Below are 20,260 nucleotides of genomic sequence, written 5' to 3'. Positions count from 1 at the left end.
CTAAAATTATAGCCAAAAAGAGGAGCTAAGATGCAAAATTTATGGGATAAAAAGGCTTTAAATTATCAAAGATTTGACGGCAAGATCAGCGCTATCCAGCAGCAAATTTTTAGCAAGGCGTTGGCTTGGGGGATGGACTTTAACGGTAAAGAAATTTTAGATATCGGCTGTGGCACAGGCGTTTGGAGCATATTTTTATCCAAAACCGCCAAAAGCGTAACTGGTATCGATAGCTCCGAAAAGATGATAGAAATTTTAAACGAGGACGCGAAGAGATTTGGCGTAACAAATTTAAACAGCGAGGTTTGCTCATGGAGAGAATTTAAGCCAGCAAAGTACTTTGATATCGCAATTTGCACGATGAGTCCAGCTATTGCAAACGACTGGGACTTTGCTAAATTTCAAGAGTGCGCCAAGCAAAAGCTCTATCTTGGCTGGGACAAGCCTAGAAGCTCTGATCTTCTGGAGCCATTTTTTGAAAAATTTGGTCGCACGCTATCGCAAAAAAACGTCGTAAACAGGCTTGAAGTGTGGCTAAATGAGCAAGGCATCGCCTATAAGAGTGAAATTTTAAACGAAACTAGGATCGCTAGACGAAGCGTGCAAGAAGCTGCTGAAAATATCTGCTGGCACCTTGAGATAAACGGAGCCAAAAACTACGACGAAAAGGCGGTTTTAGCGATGTTAAAAGAGAGATTTGACTGCGAGTTTATAGATGAGAAAATAGAGTCGCAGATGAAGCTTTTTGTATTTTAAAATTTAGAGCAAATTTGCTTGCCAAATTCGCTAAAAATGACGCCAAAGATGATGAGAATGGCTCCAAAAATTTGTGAGACGCTAAGTATTTCGCCAGCTATAAAGTAACCTATTAGCCCAGCAGAGACTGGCTCTAGGCAGAAAAATAGGGCCGCCTTGCTAGCGGTCGTGTATCTTTGGGCGATAGTTTGGACAAAGTAGCAAAAAATGGTGCCGATCACCGTCGTGATAAATATCGCTATGAAAAATTCCCTATCAAAATTTGGCACGATACTGCCATGAAAAAGCGCAAAAACAAGCGATAGCAGGGCATTTGTGAGAAAGACCACAAAGACAAGCAAATAAAGCTCGCTCTTTCTTACAAAGTGGCCATTTAGCGTCGTATAAAGCGCATAAAATATCGCGCAGATCAAAGCCAAAGCCTCACCAGCTCCAAGTGCGAGCGTGGCGCCACTTAATAGCCAAAGTCCAAAAATAGCAATAAATGCACCAAGGATAGCAAAAATGGTTATCTTATTTTTAAAAAAGGTAGCCGCCATAAAAGGCACTATCACACACTCAAGCCCCGTAATAAAGGCGACGCTCGAGCTAAAAGTAAGTTTTAGAGCATAAGTCTGCGCGGTAAATGATAAAAATAGCACCACGCCAAGGATTACACCGTATATAACGCTCTTTTTGTCAAATTTCTTAGCAAATTTAAGTGCGACAAAGCCCATAAATATGGCCGAGAGAAAAAACCGGCAAAAAAGCATGACAAAGACACCATTTGTCTTTAGCGCGTTTGCCATGGGTAAAAATGTAGCGCCCCAAACGATGGCAACTACGATAAGAGCGATGTCGGCTTTGTTTTGAGCGCTTAAATTTTTCATTTAAAGATCGAGTCTAGCACCTTTTTGCCGCTATCTAGGTTTAAGCCGCCTCTTAGCCCCTTTTCCTTCTCGCTCATCACGTTAAATAGCCCATCTAGCGTCTTTCTCGTGATATATGCGTTTAGATCCTCGCTATCTTCTGGCACGTACTCACTTGCGCCTAAATTTTTAGCTAGGCTCTTTACTGATTTTATCGTTTCGTTGTTTTTTGCTGAGCCACCGATGAAAGAATTTAGCCCATTATACGCAGTCGCAAAGCTATTGTCGCTCATCATCTTTTCGATTATCGGAGTAAACGCCGCCTTTAGCTTTTGGCTAGAACTTTGTTGCAAATACTTTGTGACGCTGTCACTGCCGGCGTTAAAGAGCTTTTTGACATCGGCCTCGCTCATATTTTTTATGCTATCGCTAAAAATTTCAGCAGCCTTTGGTACAGCCGTAGTTGCAGCGTTGTTTATCGACTTGCTAAGGTCCTGCGCCCACTTCTCGCCACCTACTTTTTTGGCTAAACTTGACGCCATCTCAAGGCTTTTTGGTAGTGGGATTTTAGCTGTGGCGTTGTTTATAAAGCCCTCTTTTGAAAGCTCGCTAACAGCAGCATTTAGCGCCTCGCTAACCATGCTTTTATAGTCGCCACTTGATGCGTGAGTGGCGATTTTAACGCCTTTATTTATCATATCATCCATGCTTGCAGCTTGTAAATTTAAAGCAAGCGCGCCGCAAAGGATCATAAGAGATCTTTTCATTTTCTTTCCTTTTTACAAATTTAGAACAAAATCATACAAAAAATATCTAAACACTTAAAATAAATTTAATCTTTTTAGACTACAATTCGTGCCTTTTAAAGGGGATTTATGGAGCTTTTACTTCTTAGCTTTGCTCTTAGCATGGATAGTGCTGCACTAAATATGGCAAATGGTGCAAGGTATAAAAATTTGGTTCTTAACAAAATTTTATTTATCGCATTTATGCTTGGCTTCTTTCAGTTTCTTATGCCGCTTGTCGGCTATTTTTTAGGTATTAGCTTTGCTAAATTTATAAGCTCTATTGATCATTTAATCGCTTTTTTTATACTCTGTTTTCTTGGCTTTAAAATGCTAAAAGAGGCCTGTAGTAGCGAAGCTAGCGAGTCATTGGGTATGGATCTTAAGACCATTTTTATAGGCGCATTTGCCACAAGCATCGACGCACTTGCCGTTGGCGTTACGCTTAGCTTTGAAGCGGTTAGCATATTTGAAAGTGCGTTCATCATCGGCGTAGTCTGCTTTGTGCTAAGCCTAGCCGCCTTTTATATTGGTAAATTTATGGGTGAAATTTTAGAGAAAAAGGCTTTGTTGTTAGGTGGAGCAATACTAATTTTTCTTGGTTTTAAAATTTTAATAACACATTTAATAGAAGATGGTGTGATCTTGGTATAAACTTTAAAAAAGACGTTATAAAGCAGTCCAAATAAAAGTAGAAATAAGATTAACTAGATTTTAAAGCTTATGTGGATAAGATTTTGTCTTTTAGAAGTGGTGACCCATACGAGACTCGAACTCGTGTTACCGCCGTGAAAGGGCGATGTCCTAACCGCTAGACGAATGGGCCACATGTCGGTTATGAAGTTGGGATTATATTTCTTTTATGCTTAATTTTACATTAAAAAGGAAAAATTTTTGAAAAAAATTTTATTTATTTTGTTGTCTATTTTTATTTTTACAGGTTGTGTAGCTACTAAAACACCGCAAAATTCGCAATCTTTTCAAGTTACTTTATTTTCACCAATGATAAAGATAAATGATGTTGGATTTTTCCATAAATATAAAAATGAGCTAAATTTGCAAATTTATAGTTCCGGTGTAAATACCGCAAATATAAGCATAAGAGATAAAATTTGTATAAATAGTGCTTGTTTTAACAAGATTGAGTTTAACGAGAAATTTTTTCTAGCTCCGCACTATGAAAGCCTTTTTGAAGAAATTTTACAAAGACAAAAGATTTACGACGGCAAGGGTTTTACGGCTACGGAGTGTGGCTTTAGTCAAGATCTAAGTTCATATTTTATAAAATACGAGGTTTGTGATAACTACGTCAAATTTGTAGATAGCAAAAATAAAATAAGAGTGATAATAAAAGAGTTAAAATGAGATATATAGGAGCTCACGTAAGTGCGGCCGGAGGTGTGTTTAACGCTCCGTTAAATGCTGCAAAAATAGGAGCGAATGCCTTTGCACTTTTTACGAAAAATCAGCGTCAATGGAGCGCTAAAGAGCTAAGTAGTAGCGAGATAGAGCAGTTTAAAGCGAATCTAAAAGCCTCTGGGATAAGTACTAGGCATGTTTTGCCACACAGTAGTTACTTGATAAATTTAGGTCATCCAGATGAAGAAGCAAGAGTAAAGTCGCTTGGGGCCTTTGTGGACGAGATAGAGCGTGCTAGCAAACTTGGACTACAGCTTTTAAATTTTCACCCAGGCTCGCACCTAAAGCAAATAAGCGAAAAAGAGTGTTTAGATAATATTGCTGGCTGTATAAACGAGGCATTAAAATGCACAAGTGGTGTTAAGCTTGTCATAGAAAACACGGCTGCGCAAGGATCAAATTTAGGCTTTAGTTTTAAGCAACTAGCCTATTTAATAGAGCGAGCAGACGATGAGAGTAGGGTTGGTGTTTGCTTTGACACATGTCATGCATTTGCTGCAGGATATGATCTAAGAAGTAAAGAAGCTTACGCCAAGACGATGGGGGAATTTGATGCGATCATTGGTTATAAATTTTTATCTGGCATGCATCTAAACGACGCTAAATTTGGACTTGGTTCAAAAAAAGATAGACACGAGAGTCTTGGCAAGGGTGAGCTTGGGCTTGTGGCTTTTGAAAATATAATAAATGATGATAAAATAGGCGAAATTCCACTAATATTAGAGACGATTGACGAGAGCATTTGGGAAGACGAGATAAAAATTTTAAGAAAATTAGAGAAGGAAAAAATATGAAAAAAGTGCTGTTAAGTATTGTTGCTACGTGCTCATTGCTAAATGCTGGCGGATATAAAGTACCTGAGCAAAGTGCTGATTCTTTGGGTCTTGCAGCTAGTAACGTAGCTTTTAGCTTTGGAGCTGATGCGGCTTATTTTAACCCTGCAAATATGATGTTTTTAGATGGACTTCATCATTTTGAAAGTACGCTTGGATGGTTTCATATAAATAGCATTAATTTTAAAACAGATAACGGTACGAGCTATAAATCAGAGAAATTTGACTCACTAGCCGGTACGTTTAGTTTTGTGTCTCCTGAAATTTATGAAAACTGGAAATTTGGTTTAGCTCTTGCTGTTCCAGCTGCTGTTGGTATCTCATGGGAGGACCCAGCGACTGCCTTTACTGGCAAGAGATTTAAGCTACAAGTTGTCGAGCTAAATCCAACAGCGGCATATCGTATAAACGATAAACTTGCTATTGCTGTGGGTGCTAGAGGTGTTTATAGCAAAGGTAAAATCGCAAGTGACTTTGGAAACATAGGCTATAGGGAGATAAAAGGCGATGGCATGGACTACGGTTACAATGTCGCACTTACTTATAGACCTATTGAGGATTTAAGCTTTGCTGTTACTTACCGCTCAAAGGTAAATTTGGAACTTAAGGGCCATACAGATGCTGATTTTAACGGAGCGCTAGCACCTATAAGCTATCATGGAAAGACTAGAGTTGAGATCCCACTTCCTGCTCAGTTAGTGCTTGCTGCTGGCTATAAATTTAGCGATCTAACTGTTTTGCTAGCTTTTGAGCGAACATACTGGTCTAAATTTAAAGAGTATGATTTTGAATACATAGATAAAGGTCCAGCTCACTCACATCCAGCTTTTGCAAGGCTAATGGACGATCCAGTTATAAAAAACGCAAAAGATACAAATACGTATAGATTAGGACTCGCCTATGATGTCAATGAAAAGCTTAGATTAATGGCTGGTTTTGCTTACGATGAGGATATTACAAGCAGTAAGCATACTGGCTTAGAGCTTCCAAACACTACGTCTAAGGCATATTCTCTTGGGGTAAATTATAAATTTACACCAAATCTTGAAATGGCACTTGGATATGTCTATCAACATCGTGACAAAAAGCGTGCAACAGGTATTTCAACAGCTGCTGGAAAAATGTCAGGCGAGTTTGAAACCGGCAAGATCCAGATCCTTGGTACGACTTTTAAATATACATTTTAGTTAGGGTCAAGAATGCGATACTCTTATAATAATTTTTATGAAATTTTAGTCAAAGTAGCCAAAGAAAGCCCAAATCAAGTAGTACTTTTTGAAGAAAAAGAGAAGCTAAAATATCGTGAACTAAAAGAAAATGTCGATAAAGTGGCAGCTTATTTGCAGCTTTGCGGGGTAAATTTTGGCGATAAAGTAGCCATGGCAGTGGCAAACTCAAAAGAATTTATCATTTCATATTTGGCTATAACGGCTATTGGCGGTATTGCAGTGCCAATGAATACCTTTTTAAAAACAAATGAGTTTGAATATATTATAAATGATTGTGGTGCTAGAGTGCTTTTTGTCTCTAGCTCGCTAGCTAAAGAGCTTATCGCCCTAAATGATCTTGAAATTTTAAGAAAGATAATCTGGATCGGACCAATACCAAAAAAACTTCAAAGCGCATCAAAGGACGAGTACGCAAGTATTGACGAAGAGTATGGAGAGAGTGCCTATCTCACTTCAACACCTCAAATTTCAAAAGAGGATATGAGCAAGGGCTATGAAAATAATGGAGTCATTAAAAATGTAAATTTTACTGAAGCTTTAAATCACAAATATGCTCTTAGTATCGCAAAGTATCCGAAAATAGATGATTTAATGCACATAATTTACACTTCAGGTACTACTGGTAAACCAAAAGGTGCGATGATAAGCTATAAAAATATCTTTTCAAATTTAATTGGAGCTCATGAACGTTTTATTGTTAAAACGAGCGATAGGTTTATTGTGTTTTTACCTATGTTTCATAGTTTTACGCTAACTGCAATGGTTTTACTTCCGATATTTGCGAGTGCTTCGATGGTTCTTGTAAAGTCGGTATTTCCATTTTCAAATGTACTAAAACAAACCTTGCTAAAGCGTGTAACTGTATTTTTAGGAATACCAGCTATCTATACAGCTATCGGTAAGGCAAAAATTCCTTGGTATTTTAGATGGTTTAATTGTATTAGGCTATTTGTAAGTGGTGCTGCTCCGCTTGCAAAGCAGACTATTGATGACTTTAGGGTGAAATTTCCACGCGCAACGCTAGTCGAGGGGTACGGACTTAGTGAATGTTCTCCGATCGTAGCTGCAAATTTATTCAATAAACAAAAGCTTTTAAGCGTAGGGCCGGTACTTGAGGGCTACGAGGTAAAGATTGTAAATGATGAGATGATGGAGCTTCCAATCGGCGAGATCGGTGAGATCATCATTAAGGGCGACTGTGTCATGCAAGGCTACTACGGTATGCCAAGCATCACCGACGAGACCATCATAAATGGTTGGCTAAAGACTGGTGATTTGGGTAAGGTTGATGAAGAAGGCTTTATCTACATTGTTGATCGTAAAAAAGACCTCATTATATCAAAGGGTATCAACATCTATCCGCGTGAGATCGAAGAGGTTATTTACAAACTTGAAGCAGTAGAAGCAACAGCAGTAATCGGTGTAAAAGACGTGCATGCTGATGAAGAGGTTGTGGCATTTATACAAGTAAAAGAGGGTATGGACTTAGATGAAAAAACAGTGAGAGAGCATCTAAGGAAAAATTTAGCAAATTTCAAAATACCAAAAAGTATCTATTTTGCCGAAGAGCTGCCTAGAAACGCGACTGGCAAGGTACTAAAACGTGTGCTAAAAGAGCAGATCAAGGATAAAATTTAGTGAAGTATTTGCTTGATTTTCTAAACCAAGACCTCAAAAAAAGCAAAATTTACGAGCTCATAAAGTGTGGTGACGAAGAGGGAGAAATCCTAAAATATCTAAGCAGAGCTTACGTGCAAGGAACAGCTAGTATGAGCGTTTATGAGCTACTTGGAGCTGTTTTTGGTACGCAAAACGAAAAGCAGCTTTTGTACTTAAAATTTATAAAAAATTTGCTTGATAGTGGCTGGATAGTGCAAAACTACAGCCTCTTTAAAATGCCAGAGAGCTCACAAAAAAACTCAAGTCAAGGGCTGCTTTCGCTGCTTCATTCAGAAATTTCTCTCTCAGCTACATTTTTAAAAATTCTTGAAGATGGCAACGCCGACATAAGCCTACCAGAGCACACAGCTTATGAAGATCATTTGGAGTATTTAAAAGATCAATTTTTAAAAATAGAACTTTACTCAAAGGCTGCCATTTTTGGCGATGGCTCAAATGATGCTAAAAAGCGCATAAATGAGCAAATTTCTGAGCTTACAAAGCGCATAAATGAGCGCATAAAACTAAGTAAAATTAGCCTAAAAATAGAGCAAATTTTTAAAGAAAATTCGCTTGACGAAAAAGAGCAGATCATATTTTTAGCCCTTTTAAAAGAGGAGTACGCAGGGGACTTTGAAAATGGACGCGATCTAAACACGTTAGTCGGACTAATAAGCAAAGATGAGCTTGAACGCATCAAAAATCGCACACTTTTAGAGGACGGCTCAAGGCTCATAGAGAGCGCTCTCATTGACTACGACGAGGTTTTAAACGCTTACGGCAATGTAAGCAAGAGCTTTTTTATAAATGAAGAGATCTTGCAAAGCATAATGCACCCAAAAAATGACAAAAATAGCAAAAAAATCAAGATCGAAAGCCTGGTAAAAGAGCAAGAAATTTTTGAGCTCATCGAGCCAGTAACTAGCCTAGAAGACGTCGTGCTAAACGAAAAGACAAAGCAGCTTTTAAGCACGATCCTAAAGCAAGTCGATAAAAAAGTCCTCGCCAGACTTAGTAGCTGGGGTATAAAAACTAGGAAAAACATAGATGCTAAGATCATCTTTTATGGCGAGCCTGGCACTGGCAAGACGATGAGTGCCGTTGGGCTTGCGAAGAGCCTAAAGAAGCAAATTCTAAGCTTTGATTGCTCAAAAATTTTAAGCAAATATGTTGGCGAGAGCGAGCAAAACGTAAGAAAAATTTTTGACACTTACAAAGAAATTTGCAAAAAAAGTGGCAGTGAGCCAGTACTTTTACTAAACGAAGCCGATCAGTTCTTAAGCACGAGAGTGGAGAGCTCAAGCGGCGCTGAGAAGATGCATAATCAAATGCAAAACATCTTTTTAGAGCAGATCGAACGCTTTGAGGGTGTGCTGATCGCTACGACAAATTTCTTGCAAAGCCTTGATGTCGCGTTTTCTAGAAGGTTTGACTATAAGATCGAGTTTAAAAAACCAGACTTCAACGGCAGGCTTGCCATTTGGCGTAAAATTTTGCCTGAAAATGCGAGCTTTGAAGATGGCTTTAGTGTAGAAAGGCTGGCTGAGTTTAACCTAAGTGGCGCTCAGATCGTCCTTGCACTAAAAAATACCGCCTTAAAAGTTGCGATAAAAGATGATGGAATTTTTACCTTTGAGGACTTCAAAACTACGATAGAGCGCGAACTAAACTCAAGCTTTGGCGAAGATAAAAAGATGGGATTTGGCTCTTAGGCCTTTTTCTTACCGACTTTAGTTATTTTGTATGGGATCAGCAGTAAGATGATACTTTGTGCCAGGACAAAGACAAAAGTGCCTATGATCACTGATGTGAGCGAGAAAATTTGTTTTTCGTCTATGAAAATTTGCACGAGTGTCACTACTAAAATCCATAGTAGGATAAATATCCACTCATAACCGTTTAGCATAAATTTAGCTCGCTCGCTTACCTCAAATTCGCTATCACAACCTTTGCAAATGAGTAGTTTTTTATCAAAAAAGTCCCAAAATTTTGAAATTTTGTTACTACCTTTATCGCAAAATATAAAACCACAAAGATAATAAAAGCAGCTAGAAAATATTCTTTTTTATTATTAAAAAATATTGAGTGGACTGCGCTAAATAGTGCTATCATCGCTATAAAAGAAGCACTGGCATATATCTCGTTTGCTATCTTAAAAAGATTTACCACTTCAAATTCGCTCCTGCACTTTTTGCAGCATCGCTTTTCTGGACCAAAAATGAGATAAGAAAACGTAAATTTATTGATTTTTTGACCGCAATTTTCACACCTAAAACAAAGCAACGAAATCACCACCCTTTTTTGATAATAAATATAAAGATTTGATTATATTTTAGTCGCACTTAAGCCACTATGAAAATTTAATAGATAAATTTGTCAAAGTAGCTTGTAAATTTTAGAAATTTATTGATTTATTTTATCAAGTAGTTCTTCGACCTCTTCTAGTGCAAAGGCCTCTTCTGAGCTTTGTTTTAAAAAATTTTCCATAAATTCTTTTTTCGAGATCGCAAGGTCAAGCTCCTTGTCGCTACCCTTTTGATAGGCTCCGATGCGAAGCAGGACCTCATTTTCTTTTAAAAGTGAGTAGAGGCGCTTAAATTTCATCGCATTTTGCTTGTGCTCTTTACTGGTCACATCTCCCATGACACGCGAGGCCGAGTTTTGAATGTTGATAGGTGGGTAAATCCCAAAGTCCGTTAGCTCACGGCTTAACACGATGTGTCCATCCAGGATCGAGCGGCTTTGGTCGGCTATCGGATCGCTCATATCATCGCCCTCGACAAGCACGGTGAAAAAGGCTGTAATGCTACCCTTCCCTTCCTCTTTGCCAGCGCGCTCCATTAGCTGAGGTAAAAGTGTGAGTGAGCTTGGTGGATAGCCCTTTGAGGTCGGTGGCTCGCCAAGTGCAAGGCCGATCTCACGTTGCGCCATCGCAAAACGTGTCACGCTATCCATGATGAAAAGCACATCATTGCCCTGCTGTTTGAAGTACTCAGCCACACTCATCGCACAAAAAGCACCGTACTTTCGCATGAGCGAGCTGTCATCACTGGTCGCTACGATGATGACCGTGCCCTCCAGGTCTCCGCCTAGGTTTTTTTCGATAAATTCAGGCACCTCGCGACCACGCTCACCTATTAGCGCTACTACTTTTATGGGAGCAAGCGTGTTTTTTACGATCATGCCCATTAGGGTTGATTTGCCCACACCTGAACCTGCAAAAATTCCCAGCTTTTGCCCTTTACCACAAGTAAGCAGTCCATCTATCGTCTTTATGCCGACGCTAAATGGTTCATTTATAAGCCCCCTTTTCATTGCATCTATCGGTGCTCTCATGATTGGCATATACTCAGTCGTATCAATCGCCCCTTTACCGTCTATTGGCTTCATAAATGGATCGACCACGCGCCCAAGTAAATTTGGACCAACTGGAATATTCATGCCTTGATCACTCTCGTAGACAAAGTCACCTATCCTAAATCCCTCGACAAAGCCAAACGGGCTGATATATGCACCATCTGTCTTTATCTGTGTAACCATGCCAAGACCATTTTTACTCTTATCTTTTGCAACTATGCGCACGATGTCGCCAATGCTTGGACGAAGTCCAGTGATCTCGATAGTCGTAGCTGTGATTTTAGTTATGATGCCAAAGGTGTTTGAGAGTTTCACACCCTCATTAAGCTTTAAATTTATATGTTCTAAGCTCAAAAATGCGTTTCCCTAGGCGAATTTATAAGCGAGAAAAATTCTCGTCTCGTGTCTGCGTTTTTGATAAAGCAACCCCTAAGAGCCGAGGTCGTAGTGGTTGAGTTTATCTTTTGCACGCCTCTCATTTCAACGCACATATGCCTAGCCTCAACCACCACACCAACGCCTTTTGGAGCAATCACATCCTCAAGTGCTTTTGCGATCTGCTCGGTCATCTGCTCTTGGATTTGAAGGCGTCTTGCGTAGATATTTACCATGCGTGGAATTTTACTAAGACCAACGACCTTGCCATTTGGAATGTATGCGACGTGCACGCGGCCGATAATCGGCAACAAATGGTGCTCACAAAGGCTGTAAAACTCGATGTTTCGCATGAGAACCATTTCATTATTTGAGCTAGTAAATAGCGCATCACCTAGAACCTCTTTGGGATCTTGCTCGTATCCGCTGGTGAGAAATTTAAAAGCTTTGTAAACACGCTCTGGAGTTTTTAAAAGCCCCTCTCTATTTGGATCCTCGCCTATAATAGTTAGCATATTTTTAACCGAATTTTCAAAACTCTCTTGCATAAATTTTCTCCATAATTTTATTGCCAAATTCTACGTTAAAACGCCTTTTATATCTATAAAAATTTACAAATTTACAATGAAATAAGGAAAATTCTGCTATATTTTTGGCTAAAAATTTGTATTTATAAAGGAAATCGATGGAAATCAAAATCAAAGCTCTAGATAGCGTAAATACTCTAGCAAGCACGACCGTAAGTGCAGATGCTATAAAGTCTAGCGTAGAAAAGCTAGCAAAAAAAGCAGCAAAAACTATGAAAGTAGATGGCTTTAGACAAGGTCACGTTCCGGTTGCTGTTGTGCTAAAACGCTATGAAAAAGAGCTAACAAGCGACGCTGAGCAAGATGTTTTAAGAGATGTAGTAGAAGAGGCTATCAAACAAGCAGGAAAGAAAAATGACGATCTTATCGGCGAGCCTATCGTTTCAAAATTTGATAAAAAAGACGGCAATATAGATGTTGAGTTAACAGTTTCATTTAAGCCAAGCGTCGATGTGAGCGGCTATGAGAGTCTACTACCTGAGTTTTCAAACCCACGTGTATTGAAAAAAGATATCGATGAGAAAAAGAGCGAGCTTTTAAAAATGATAGCTCCACTTGAAAAAGTAGAGGGCAAAAGAGGCCTAAAAGTAGGCGACTTTGCAAAATTTGACTTTGAAGGTTTTGTTGATGGCGTTGCATTTGATGGTGGCAAGGCTGAAAACTACGTTCTTGAAATCGGTTCAAACCAATTCATCCCAGGTTTTGAAGATGGCATGGTAGGTATCAAAGCTGGCGGCGAAAAAGATATCGAGGTTAAATTCCCAGAGAATTACGGTGCTGCAAATCTAGCTGGCAAAGACGCTATCTTTAAGATAAAACTTCATGAGATTCAAGAGAGAAAGATCCCTGAAAAACTAGACGAAGATATGCTAAAAATGGTACTTCCAAATGAAGAGAAACCAACTGAAGAGTTACTTGAAGAGCGCATAAAAGAGCAAATCCGCCAAGAGAAAATTTATAAACTTATAAATGATGAGCTAAAACCAAAATTTGCTGAAGCTGCAGTTGAGAAATTTAAATTTGATGTGCCAAAAAATATAGTTGAGCAAGAGATCGATATGCAGTTTAGAAATGCTTGGAGTTCATTTACTCCAGAAGATATGCAAAAATTTAGAGAAGACAAAGATGCTCTTTCTAAAAAACGCGATGAATATAGAAAAGATGCCGAAAATAGCGTTCGCTTAACTTTCATCATCGATGAGCTAGCTCGCGTAAGAGACGTGAAAGTGAGCGATCAAGAGGTTGTTCAAGCGATTTATTTTGAGGCTTATAGAAGTGGCCAAGATCCAAAAACACACCTTGACATGTACCGCAATCAAGGCATGCTTCCGGCTATAAAAATGTCAATGATTGAAGAGAAGCTATTTAACGAGCTTTTTAACAAAGAAAAAGACGATAAAAAAGCAAGTAAAAAAGAGAAGGCTGAGTAATGAGCTATTACGTCCCTGTCGTAGTTGAAAGAACTAGCAGAGGTGAGCGAAGCTATGATATTTATTCTCGTCTTTTAAAAGACAGGATCGTTATGTTAAGTGGTGAGATAGAAGATGGCATGGCCGCTTCTATCGTTGCTCAGCTTTTGTTTTTGGAGGCTGAAGATCCTGATAAAGATATCTATCTTTACATAAATTCACCAGGCGGTGTGATAACAAGTGGCTTTAGTATCTATGATACTATGAACTATATAAAGCCAGATGTTTGCACTATCTGCATTGGTCAGGCCGCTAGCATGGGTGCATTTTTATTAAGCTGTGGTGCACCAGGTAAAAGATATGCATTGCCAAATTCTCGCATCATGATACACCAACCACTTGGCGGTGCTAGAGGACAAGCGACCGATATCGAGATACAAGCTCGTGAAATTTTGCGTTTAAAAGAAATTTTAAATGGAATTTTAGCCAAGAATACAGGTCAAAAACTAAGCAAGATCGTAAAGGACACAGAACGTGATTTCTTTATGAGTTCAGCAGAGGCTAAAGAGTATGGACTTGTTGATAAAATTTTGGAGAAAAGTTTCAAATAAGGCTTAACTGTGATAAAGATAGATAATGCCCCAGATCCTAAGAAAAAAGTAGTTGAAGTAAAGCCTGCTCAAGAAAAAGAGAAGGTAAGTATCTATAAATTTTCAGAGGATGTTTTACATGAGTTAAGTGACGATAATGTTCCTTCTACACCAAATAATTATTCTATCTATTTTGAAAAAATGCTTGATGGGCAGTCTGATGATTTCAGAAAAGAGATTGGTGATATCATAGTCGCAAATTCTGAAATTTCAGTGCCTGCAAATGGTAATATTTCTATTGAAAAAGAGATAAAACAAGGTTTTATTCAAATAAAAAGCATGCTCCAAGCTGTGGTGCTAATCTATAAAAATTTAGGCATTATGAGAAGTCTAGTGCAAAAACGTATGGATGCACTTAAAAATAACACAAATATCCTAGCTCTTCAAAATGTCCTAAGTGCATTTAATAATGATCTAATAAAATTAAATAGTCTTATGGACAAGCATCTTGACGTTATCAAGGTCAGCTATGATGAAATAGCGAAGATGCTTAAATCTATTGAAGAGCAGTCTATTTATGATACGACATATGAAGTCTATAATAAAAAATTTTTGGTAGCTACGGTACAAAGTGAAGTAGAAGCTGTTAGAAGATATGGATATAACGCATCGCTTTTACTAGTAAGAGCAAAAGATAGATTTACAAATCGCGTTAAAAATTTAAAAGAGCGAAATAACATGTTTAAGGCTATGTCGCAGCTTCTTTTAAGAACCTCAAGGAGAAGTGATATAGTTGCTCATTATGGGGATGGCTGCTTTGCTATGGTTATGAAATATACCGATGAGCAAGGCACAAAACAAGCTTGCAATAGAATTTTAAACATGCTTTCGTCTATACCTTGGAAAATAGATGGCGAAGAGTGCAAACTCGACATCCAAGTAGTTTCTAGCATGATAACAAAATCAAAAAGTGCTGAGGAGCTAATCTCTTATTCTTTAGATCAATTGATGCTTACGCAAGACGATGAACAGCCTATATTTTTAGGCGAAGAAGCAGGAGTTGAAGTTTGATCTTAGAGGTTTTATCTTACCCAAATAAAAAACTTTATGAAATTTCTAAAGAAGTTAAAAATTTCGACGAAGAGCTTCACAAGCTGCTCGATGATATGTATGATACGATGATAGCAAAAGAGGGCATCGGTCTTGCTGCCATTCAAGTAGGTGTTGCAAAAAGAATTTTTATTATAAATTTAGTTAACGAAGAAGGCGTGCAAGATAAAGAAAATCTAATCGAGATCATAAATCCAAAATTTGAGCTACGTGAGGGCGAGTGTGTCTACCAAGAGGGTTGCCTTAGTGTGCCTGGCTTTTATGAAGAGGTAAAAAGAAGTGAGGCTGTTGGCATAAAATATCAAGACCGTTTTGGTAAAGAACAAAGCCTAAGAGCTGATGGGCTTCTAGCGATCGCTATCCAGCATGAAAATGACCACTTGGATGGACATCTTTTTATAGAAAAAATAGGCTTTAACAAACGCAAAAAATTTGACAAGGAATATAAAAAGCAGAAAAAAGAAAAAATATCATGAAGTCCCTAAGATGTGCTACTTACGGCGATGGGCTAAAGATAATTGACGTTGAGTCTATCTTCTCTCGTGGGCTTCCTGGTTTTAGCATCGTTGGGCTTGCAAGCACAAGTATCAAAGAGAGTACAGAACGCGTAAAAGCAGCACTTCTAGCACTTGATTTTTCTTTTCCAGCACAAAAGATTACCATAAATTTATCCCCTTCAGATTTGCCAAAGAGCGGCTCACATTTTGACCTAGCTATCGCTCTTCTTATAGCTCTTCAAAAGGCAAAAAACTTAGAGAAAATTTTTGTATTTGGCGAGCTTGGACTTGATGGAAGCGTAAAAAGCACAACAAATTTATTTTCTATCTTACTTTTTTTAAGCACGCAGGTAAAAAATACAAAAATTCTAGTGCCAAAAGAGATAGCTCAAAAAGCTTCTATGATCCCAAATTTAGAGATTTATGCTGTTAGTACTTTGGAAGAGGCGATCAGATTTTTTAGCGATGAAGAATTTGCAAAAAGCATACGTTTTAACGCTACGCATGAGCTATTTTCAAACGTGATAGAAATTTCTGGCAAAAGATACGTTCCAAATTTAAACTTCGAGCTTGATTTTAAGGACGTTTTGGGTCAAGAAAGAGCCAAAAGAGCCTGCGTTATTGCAGCCGTTGGCATGCATAATATTTTATTTGAAGGCAGTCCAGGCAGCGGTAAAAGCATGTGCGCAAAACGCCTCGTCTACATCATGGCGCCACAAAGCTTAGAAGAGGTGCTAAAGTCTGCCGCCTACCGCTCTTTAAACCTTCAAGATAGCGAATTTACAAGCACTAGAGCCTTTCGCTCGCCCCATCACACTTCAACCAAAAGTTCAATCTTTGGCGGTGGCTCAAATGTCGCAAAGATCGGTGAAATAGCACTTGCAAATGGCGGAGTGCTATTTTTTGATGAGTTCCCTCACTTTTCAAAGCAAGTCATCGAAAGCCTGAGAGAGCCACTAGAAGACAACCAAATCCACATTGCAAGAGTAAATTCAAAAGTAACTTATGAGACTAAATTTGTCTTCGTAGCAGCTCAAAATCCATGCCCTTGCGGAAATTTATTCTCTCGCAATTTAAATTGCAAATGTAGCGAAAATGAGATAAAAAACTATAAATCAAGAATTTCAGCTCCAGTGCTCGACCGCATTGATTTAAAAGTTGCTATGGACGAGAGCTCACCAAATGATAGGTCAAGTTTGAGCTCACAGCAAATGAGCGATATGGTTTTAAAGGCGTTTATCTTTCAAAAAAAACGCGATCAAGATGAGCTAAATGGTAAGCTAAATGACACACAAGTAGAAAAATTTTGTCTACTAGATAATGAAGCAAGAGAAATTTTACAAAAGGCAGCCTTGAAGTACAATCTTTCCCAAAGGGGCATAAAAAGGACGCTCAGAGTGGCTAGAAGCATCGCTGATCTTGATGAGAGCGAGCAAATTTTAAAGTCCCACATCTTAGAGGCGCTTAGTTTTAGGGCATAAAGATGAAAAATTTATATTTAGATACGAGAATTTTGGACGAGCGAGCAGGCGAGAAATTTGACCTTAGCGAAGAAATTTTAATGGAAAATGCCGCCGCTGGCATAGCAAATTTTATCCGTAAGAAATTTAAAAAAGGCGTGAGGGTGCTTGGTGTTTGCGGAAGTGGCAACAACGGTGCTGACGTGCTTTGTGCGTTAAGAATGCTTGAGGGTGAGTTTGAATGCGAATTTATATTAGCTGGTCAGAATTTAAAACTACTTGCGAGCAAGCAGCTTGAACGTGCAAAACTAGCTAATGTGCGAGAAAGTCACGATATAGACACCAGCTTAAAAGAAGCGAAGTGTGTTATAGACGGACTTTTTGGCTCTGGTTTAAATAGAAATTTAGACAAAAAGCACATAGAGCTTATCTCAAAGATAAACAAAAACTCTGCCTACACCATCGCTTGCGATATGCCAAGTGGACTAAGTAGCGAGGGTAAGGAGCTAGGTGCTTGTGTAAAAGCAGATATTACGATCACGATGGGAGCTAGAAAGCTTGGACTTTATAGCGACGCTGCAAAAGACTTTGTTGGCAAGATAAAGGTAGCTGATCTTGGTATAAGCGCGCAAAACTACGAATGCGAGAGTGACTATCATTTGCTTGAAAAATGCGATCTTGTACTTCCAAATAGAAAAAATCAGTGCGTAAACAAGGGCGACTTTGGCCACGCATTTATCATATCTGGCGAGCACATAGGAGCTAGCAAACTTTGCGCAAAGGCGGCATTTGCCTTTGGGACCGGGCTAGTTAGCGTGATAGGCGAGCAGGGTTTAAATTTACCAACGCACATCATGCAAGCTAGCAAGTTAAGCGAGAAAATGAACGCTGGAGCCGTTGGCATGGGTCTTGGCGAAAAAGGCATAAAAGAGCTTGATGCACAAATTTTAAAGGGCAAAAAGCTTGTGCTTGACGCTGATATTTTTTACAGTGCAAAAGTGATTGATCTACTAAATGAAAACTGTGTTTTGACGCCCCATCCAAAGGAATTTTGCTCACTTTTAAGGCTTTGCAATATAGCAGATATCGACGTAAAAACATTACAAGAAAATAGATTTACTTACGCTAAGTCTTGGAGCGAGAAATTTAAAGCTGTACTTGTGCTAAAAGGCGCAAATACAATAATTGCTAAAGATGGAAAAATCTATATCATGCCTTATGGCAAAAACACACTTGCAAAAGGTGGCAGTGGTGATGTGCTAAGCGGACTTGTGCTTGCTCTTTTAGCTCAAGGCTACGAGCCACCGGATGCTGCCATCTCGGCTACACTAGCTCATGCACTTAGCCTTAGAAATTTTGGCAAAAACAGTTACGCGCTCGAGCCAACAGATATTATAAAAGGAGTAAAATGCTTACGAAAAAAATAGCCGTACTTTTTAGCGGTAGTGGCTCAAATTTAGAAGCGATACTTAAAAAAGTTCATAATCAAATTTTTAATGGCATAAAAATCGAAGTTTGCCTTTGTATCTGCAACAAGCCAGGCGCATACGGTATAGAGCGTGCTAAGAAATTTGGGCTTGATACGACGATAATAGAGAGTGCCAAATTTGCAAATAGAGAAGAATTTGATGCTGCAGTTGTGGAGCAAATTTTAAAAAGCGGCGCCGAACTAACGGTGCTTGCTGGGTTTATGAGGATATTAACTCCTGTTTTTACATCAAAGATAAAAGCCATAAATTTACACCCTTCTATATTGCCACTTTTTAAGGGCGCTCATGCGATAAAAGAGAGCTTTGAGAGCGATATGATGATAGGCGGTGTCAGCGTGCACTACGTGAGCGAGGAGCTTGACGGAGGTAAACTCATCGCACAAAGAGCGTTTGAAAGAGAAGATGGTATGAGCTTAGAGGATTGGGAGAGCAAAATCCATGCGATAGAGCATGAAATTTTGCCTGATAGCATAATAAAAATTTTAACAAAGGAAGCAAATGTTTGAATGGTTTAGTTCGCCAGAAGCGTGGATATCACTACTTACGTTAACTGGCTTAGAGATAGTTTTAGGCATAGATAACATTATATTTATCGCTATTTTGGTAGGTAAACTACCTCCGCAGCAGCGTGGCAGTGGTAGGATTGTCGGCCTAGGGCTAGCTATGGTGACTAGAATTTTACTTTTACTTTCATTGTTTTGGATCATGAAGCTTACGAAGCCGCTATTTACTATTGCAGAATTTAGCATAAGTGGCAGGGATTTGGTGCTTATACTAGGTGGTCTATTTTTACTTGTAAAATCAACCCTTGAAATACATTCTAGTGTTTCTGGTGATGGCGAAGAGCATAAAGATAGTAAAAAATCACATGCAAATTTCTTGGTTATTGTAAGCGAGATAGCTGTTTTGGATATCGTTTTTTCTCTCGATAGTGTTATCACAGCTGTTGGAATGGCTGAGCATATAGAGATAATGATCATAGCTGTTATTTTAGCAGTTGGTGTAATGATGGTAGCATCAAAAGGTATTTCTAATTTTGTAGATAATAACCCGACTATAAAAATTTTAGCACTCGCATTTTTGGTGCTTGTGGGCATGACACTAGTTGCTGAAGGATTAGGATTTCATATTCCAAAGGGATATATCTATTTTGCGATGGCGTTTTCATTGGCAGTAGAAAGTATAAATATATATGCCAAAAAGAAAAAAGATGGTTTGTTGCACTAATAGGAATTTAACAAAATGTAGATAAAAAATATTGACCACATTGTTATTGTAGTAAGCGATATAGAAAAAGCGATTAAATTTTACTGCGAAATTTTAGGGATGCAGCTTTGCAAAAATAATGGTCGCATCTCATTAAAATTTGGCTCACAAAAGATAAATTTACATAAATTTGAAGGTGAGTTTTTACCATCTGCAAAATATCCCAAAAAAGGTAGTACTGATATTTGTTTTGTAGTGGATGATCTTATAGAAAATGTACGCGCTGAGTTACTTGAAAAGGGTGTAAAATTTGAGCTTGATATCGTAGAGCGAAATGGAGCACTTGGTGCTATGAAAAGCTTGTACTTATACGACTTTGATGGAAATTTGATAGAACTTAGCTCATATAAAAAATAATTTTTCTAGTAAACGTCCATTTGCAATTTAAATAAGTCTCTTTTTTTGCACTAAGAAAAAAAATATTAGTTTAAGTATTTTTTAATTGACATTAAAAAAAAATCTAGTTAAAATACGACTTTTTAATGAGGTAGTGGCATAAACTTACAAACACGACTCAGGCGGGGTGTAGCGCAGTCTGGTTAGCGCATCTGGTTTGGGACCAGAGGGCCGAAGGTTCGAATCCTTTCACC

Annotated in this window: 21 protein-coding genes and 1 tRNA gene; 16 read left to right on the top strand and 6 right to left on the bottom strand. The window is 38.5% G+C overall.

The annotated features are described in order from the left end of the window. Positions 1 to 30: 30 nt before the first annotated feature. Positions 31 to 756 (top strand): class I SAM-dependent methyltransferase, encoded by a 726-nt coding sequence (locus tag ACTTKV_RS07400; RefSeq protein ID WP_442549944.1) that lies wholly within the window; start codon positions 31 to 33, stop codon positions 754 to 756. On the opposite strand, the gene ACTTKV_RS07395 is transcribed toward ACTTKV_RS07400, so the two are convergent. Then, on the bottom strand, positions 753 to 1,625 hold the full coding sequence (locus tag ACTTKV_RS07395) for a DMT family transporter (protein WP_442549943.1): 873 nt from the start codon (positions 1,623 to 1,625) through the stop codon (positions 753 to 755). The two genes, ACTTKV_RS07400 and ACTTKV_RS07395, sit on opposite strands and share 4 nt — an antisense overlap. After that, positions 1,622 to 2,371 carry a DUF4197 domain-containing protein gene (locus tag ACTTKV_RS07390; RefSeq protein WP_442549942.1) on the bottom strand — a complete coding sequence of 250 codons (750 nt, stop codon included), beginning with the start codon at positions 2,369 to 2,371 and terminating at the stop codon, positions 1,622 to 1,624. Before ACTTKV_RS07390 ends, ACTTKV_RS07395 begins: the two co-directional genes overlap by 4 nt. A gap of 108 nt (positions 2,372 to 2,479) precedes the next feature. On the opposite strand from ACTTKV_RS07390, the gene ACTTKV_RS07385 reads away from it, so the two are divergent. Next, positions 2,480 to 3,043 (top strand): manganese efflux pump MntP, encoded by a 564-nt coding sequence (locus ACTTKV_RS07385; RefSeq protein ID WP_442549941.1) that lies wholly within the window; start codon positions 2,480 to 2,482, stop codon positions 3,041 to 3,043. Positions 3,044 to 3,140: 97 nt separating this feature from the next. Here the strand turns inward: ACTTKV_RS07385 and ACTTKV_RS07380 are convergent. Further along, a tRNA-Glu gene (locus ACTTKV_RS07380) sits at positions 3,141 to 3,215 on the bottom strand. Positions 3,216 to 3,283: 68 nt separating this feature from the next. Between ACTTKV_RS07380 and ACTTKV_RS07375 the strand changes: the two genes are divergently transcribed. The 5 genes from ACTTKV_RS07375 to ACTTKV_RS07355 are packed head-to-tail and all read left to right on the top strand — an operon-like array spanning position 3,284 to position 9,241. After that, positions 3,284 to 3,754: a hypothetical protein gene (locus ACTTKV_RS07375; protein WP_442549940.1), complete on the top strand. Its 471-nt coding sequence runs from the start codon at positions 3,284 to 3,286 to the stop codon at positions 3,752 to 3,754. Then, positions 3,751 to 4,602, top strand: coding sequence for a deoxyribonuclease IV (nfo, locus tag ACTTKV_RS07370; RefSeq protein ID WP_442549939.1), 852 nt, complete (start codon positions 3,751 to 3,753; stop codon positions 4,600 to 4,602). Before ACTTKV_RS07375 ends, nfo begins: the two co-directional genes overlap by 4 nt. Continuing rightward, the gene (locus ACTTKV_RS07365; RefSeq protein ID WP_442549938.1) at positions 4,599 to 5,828 is read left to right on the top strand and encodes an OmpP1/FadL family transporter; all 1,230 of its coding nucleotides are present in this window, start codon (positions 4,599 to 4,601) and stop codon (positions 5,826 to 5,828) included. Before nfo ends, ACTTKV_RS07365 begins: the two co-directional genes overlap by 4 nt. A 12-nt stretch (positions 5,829 to 5,840) precedes the next feature. Then, positions 5,841 to 7,508 (top strand): fatty acid--CoA ligase, encoded by a 1,668-nt coding sequence (locus ACTTKV_RS07360; RefSeq protein ID WP_442549937.1) that lies wholly within the window; start codon positions 5,841 to 5,843, stop codon positions 7,506 to 7,508. After that, positions 7,508 to 9,241 carry an ATP-binding protein gene (locus ACTTKV_RS07355; protein ID WP_148821741.1) on the top strand — a complete coding sequence of 578 codons (1,734 nt, stop codon included), beginning with the start codon at positions 7,508 to 7,510 and terminating at the stop codon, positions 9,239 to 9,241. Before ACTTKV_RS07360 ends, ACTTKV_RS07355 begins: the two co-directional genes overlap by 1 nt. Here the strand turns inward: ACTTKV_RS07355 and ACTTKV_RS07350 are convergent. The 3 genes from ACTTKV_RS07350 to folE all read right to left on the bottom strand — a co-directional run bounded on the left by ACTTKV_RS07350 (position 9,238) and on the right by folE (position 11,809). After that, positions 9,238 to 9,435, bottom strand: a complete 198-nt coding sequence (locus tag ACTTKV_RS07350; protein WP_442549936.1) for a hypothetical protein — start codon at positions 9,433 to 9,435, stop codon at positions 9,238 to 9,240. The two genes, ACTTKV_RS07355 and ACTTKV_RS07350, sit on opposite strands and share 4 nt — an antisense overlap. A 497-nt stretch (positions 9,436 to 9,932) precedes the next feature. Next, positions 9,933 to 11,240: a flagellar protein export ATPase FliI gene (gene fliI, locus ACTTKV_RS07345; RefSeq protein ID WP_442549935.1), complete on the bottom strand. Its 1,308-nt coding sequence runs from the start codon at positions 11,238 to 11,240 to the stop codon at positions 9,933 to 9,935. Next, positions 11,237 to 11,809 (bottom strand): GTP cyclohydrolase I FolE, encoded by a 573-nt coding sequence (gene folE, locus ACTTKV_RS07340; protein ID WP_087579435.1) that lies wholly within the window; start codon positions 11,807 to 11,809, stop codon positions 11,237 to 11,239. Before folE ends, fliI begins: the two co-directional genes overlap by 4 nt. A gap of 137 nt (positions 11,810 to 11,946) precedes the next feature. On the opposite strand from folE, the gene tig reads away from it, so the two are divergent. Genes tig through ACTTKV_RS07295 form a run of 9 tightly spaced genes read left to right on the top strand, consistent with a single transcriptional unit; the run spans position 11,947 to position 20,027 of the window. Continuing rightward, positions 11,947 to 13,278, top strand: a complete 1,332-nt coding sequence (tig, locus tag ACTTKV_RS07335) for a trigger factor (protein ID WP_442549934.1) — start codon at positions 11,947 to 11,949, stop codon at positions 13,276 to 13,278. Further along, complete coding sequence (gene clpP / locus ACTTKV_RS07330; protein ID WP_004317374.1) at positions 13,278 to 13,868, top strand: ATP-dependent Clp endopeptidase proteolytic subunit ClpP; 591 nt, start codon at positions 13,278 to 13,280, stop codon at positions 13,866 to 13,868. Before tig ends, clpP begins: the two co-directional genes overlap by 1 nt. Positions 13,869 to 13,877: 9 nt before the next feature. Further along, on the top strand, positions 13,878 to 14,918 hold the full coding sequence (locus tag ACTTKV_RS07325; RefSeq protein ID WP_442549933.1) for a GGDEF domain-containing protein: 1,041 nt from the start codon (positions 13,878 to 13,880) through the stop codon (positions 14,916 to 14,918). Continuing rightward, complete coding sequence (gene def, locus ACTTKV_RS07320) at positions 14,915 to 15,433, top strand: peptide deformylase (RefSeq protein ID WP_442549932.1); 519 nt, start codon at positions 14,915 to 14,917, stop codon at positions 15,431 to 15,433. Before ACTTKV_RS07325 ends, def begins: the two co-directional genes overlap by 4 nt. After that, a complete protein-coding gene (locus ACTTKV_RS07315; RefSeq protein ID WP_442549931.1) occupies positions 15,430 to 16,935 on the top strand; it encodes a YifB family Mg chelatase-like AAA ATPase in 1,506 nt (501 codons plus the stop codon). Before def ends, ACTTKV_RS07315 begins: the two co-directional genes overlap by 4 nt. Positions 16,936 to 16,937: 2 nt before the next feature. Beyond that, positions 16,938 to 18,341, top strand: coding sequence for an NAD(P)H-hydrate dehydratase (locus ACTTKV_RS07310; protein ID WP_442549930.1), 1,404 nt, complete (start codon positions 16,938 to 16,940; stop codon positions 18,339 to 18,341). Beyond that, complete coding sequence (purN, locus tag ACTTKV_RS07305; protein ID WP_107709424.1) at positions 18,323 to 18,910, top strand: phosphoribosylglycinamide formyltransferase; 588 nt, start codon at positions 18,323 to 18,325, stop codon at positions 18,908 to 18,910. Before ACTTKV_RS07310 ends, purN begins: the two co-directional genes overlap by 19 nt. After that, positions 18,903 to 19,631 carry a TerC family protein gene (locus tag ACTTKV_RS07300; protein WP_442549929.1) on the top strand — a complete coding sequence of 243 codons (729 nt, stop codon included), beginning with the start codon at positions 18,903 to 18,905 and terminating at the stop codon, positions 19,629 to 19,631. The genes purN and ACTTKV_RS07300 overlap by 8 nt, the downstream gene beginning before the upstream one ends. A 21-nt stretch (positions 19,632 to 19,652) precedes the next feature. Further along, entirely contained in the window at positions 19,653 to 20,027 is a 375-nt protein-coding gene (locus ACTTKV_RS07295) for a VOC family protein (protein ID WP_442549974.1), read from the top strand. The last annotated feature ends 233 nt before the right edge of the window (positions 20,028 to 20,260 follow it).

This window comes from Campylobacter sp., from assembly GCF_052169515.1.
Taxonomy (GTDB): Bacteria; Campylobacterota; Campylobacteria; order Campylobacterales; family Campylobacteraceae; genus Campylobacter_A.
The sequence above is the reverse complement of the archived record's forward strand: the minus strand, read 5'-3'. Positions and strand labels throughout refer to the sequence as shown.

What these genes read in the sequence shown, in the direction of transcription:
- ACTTKV_RS07400 (WP_442549944.1), top strand. Translation starts at nt 31, where the DNA reads ATGCAAAATTTATGGGATAAAAAGGCTTTAAATTATCAAAGATTTGAC.
- ACTTKV_RS07395 (WP_442549943.1), bottom strand. Translation starts at nt 1,625, where the DNA reads ATGAAAAATTTAAGCGCTCAAAACAAAGCCGACATCGCTCTTATCGTA.
- ACTTKV_RS07390 (WP_442549942.1), bottom strand. Translation starts at nt 2,371, where the DNA reads ATGAAAAGATCTCTTATGATCCTTTGCGGCGCGCTTGCTTTAAATTTA.
- ACTTKV_RS07385 (WP_442549941.1), top strand. Translation starts at nt 2,480, where the DNA reads ATGGAGCTTTTACTTCTTAGCTTTGCTCTTAGCATGGATAGTGCTGCA.
- nfo (WP_442549939.1), top strand. Translation starts at nt 3,751, where the DNA reads ATGAGATATATAGGAGCTCACGTAAGTGCGGCCGGAGGTGTGTTTAAC.
- ACTTKV_RS07365 (WP_442549938.1), top strand. Translation starts at nt 4,599, where the DNA reads ATGAAAAAAGTGCTGTTAAGTATTGTTGCTACGTGCTCATTGCTAAAT.
- ACTTKV_RS07360 (WP_442549937.1), top strand. Translation starts at nt 5,841, where the DNA reads ATGCGATACTCTTATAATAATTTTTATGAAATTTTAGTCAAAGTAGCC.
- ACTTKV_RS07350 (WP_442549936.1), bottom strand. Translation starts at nt 9,435, where the DNA reads ATGCTAAACGGTTATGAGTGGATATTTATCCTACTATGGATTTTAGTA.
- folE (WP_087579435.1), bottom strand. Translation starts at nt 11,809, where the DNA reads ATGCAAGAGAGTTTTGAAAATTCGGTTAAAAATATGCTAACTATTATA.
- tig (WP_442549934.1), top strand. Translation starts at nt 11,947, where the DNA reads ATGGAAATCAAAATCAAAGCTCTAGATAGCGTAAATACTCTAGCAAGC.
- clpP (WP_004317374.1), top strand. Translation starts at nt 13,278, where the DNA reads ATGAGCTATTACGTCCCTGTCGTAGTTGAAAGAACTAGCAGAGGTGAG.
- ACTTKV_RS07315 (WP_442549931.1), top strand. Translation starts at nt 15,430, where the DNA reads ATGAAGTCCCTAAGATGTGCTACTTACGGCGATGGGCTAAAGATAATT.
- ACTTKV_RS07310 (WP_442549930.1), top strand. Translation starts at nt 16,938, where the DNA reads ATGAAAAATTTATATTTAGATACGAGAATTTTGGACGAGCGAGCAGGC.
- purN (WP_107709424.1), top strand. Translation starts at nt 18,323, where the DNA reads ATGCTTACGAAAAAAATAGCCGTACTTTTTAGCGGTAGTGGCTCAAAT.
- ACTTKV_RS07300 (WP_442549929.1), top strand. Translation starts at nt 18,903, where the DNA reads ATGTTTGAATGGTTTAGTTCGCCAGAAGCGTGGATATCACTACTTACG.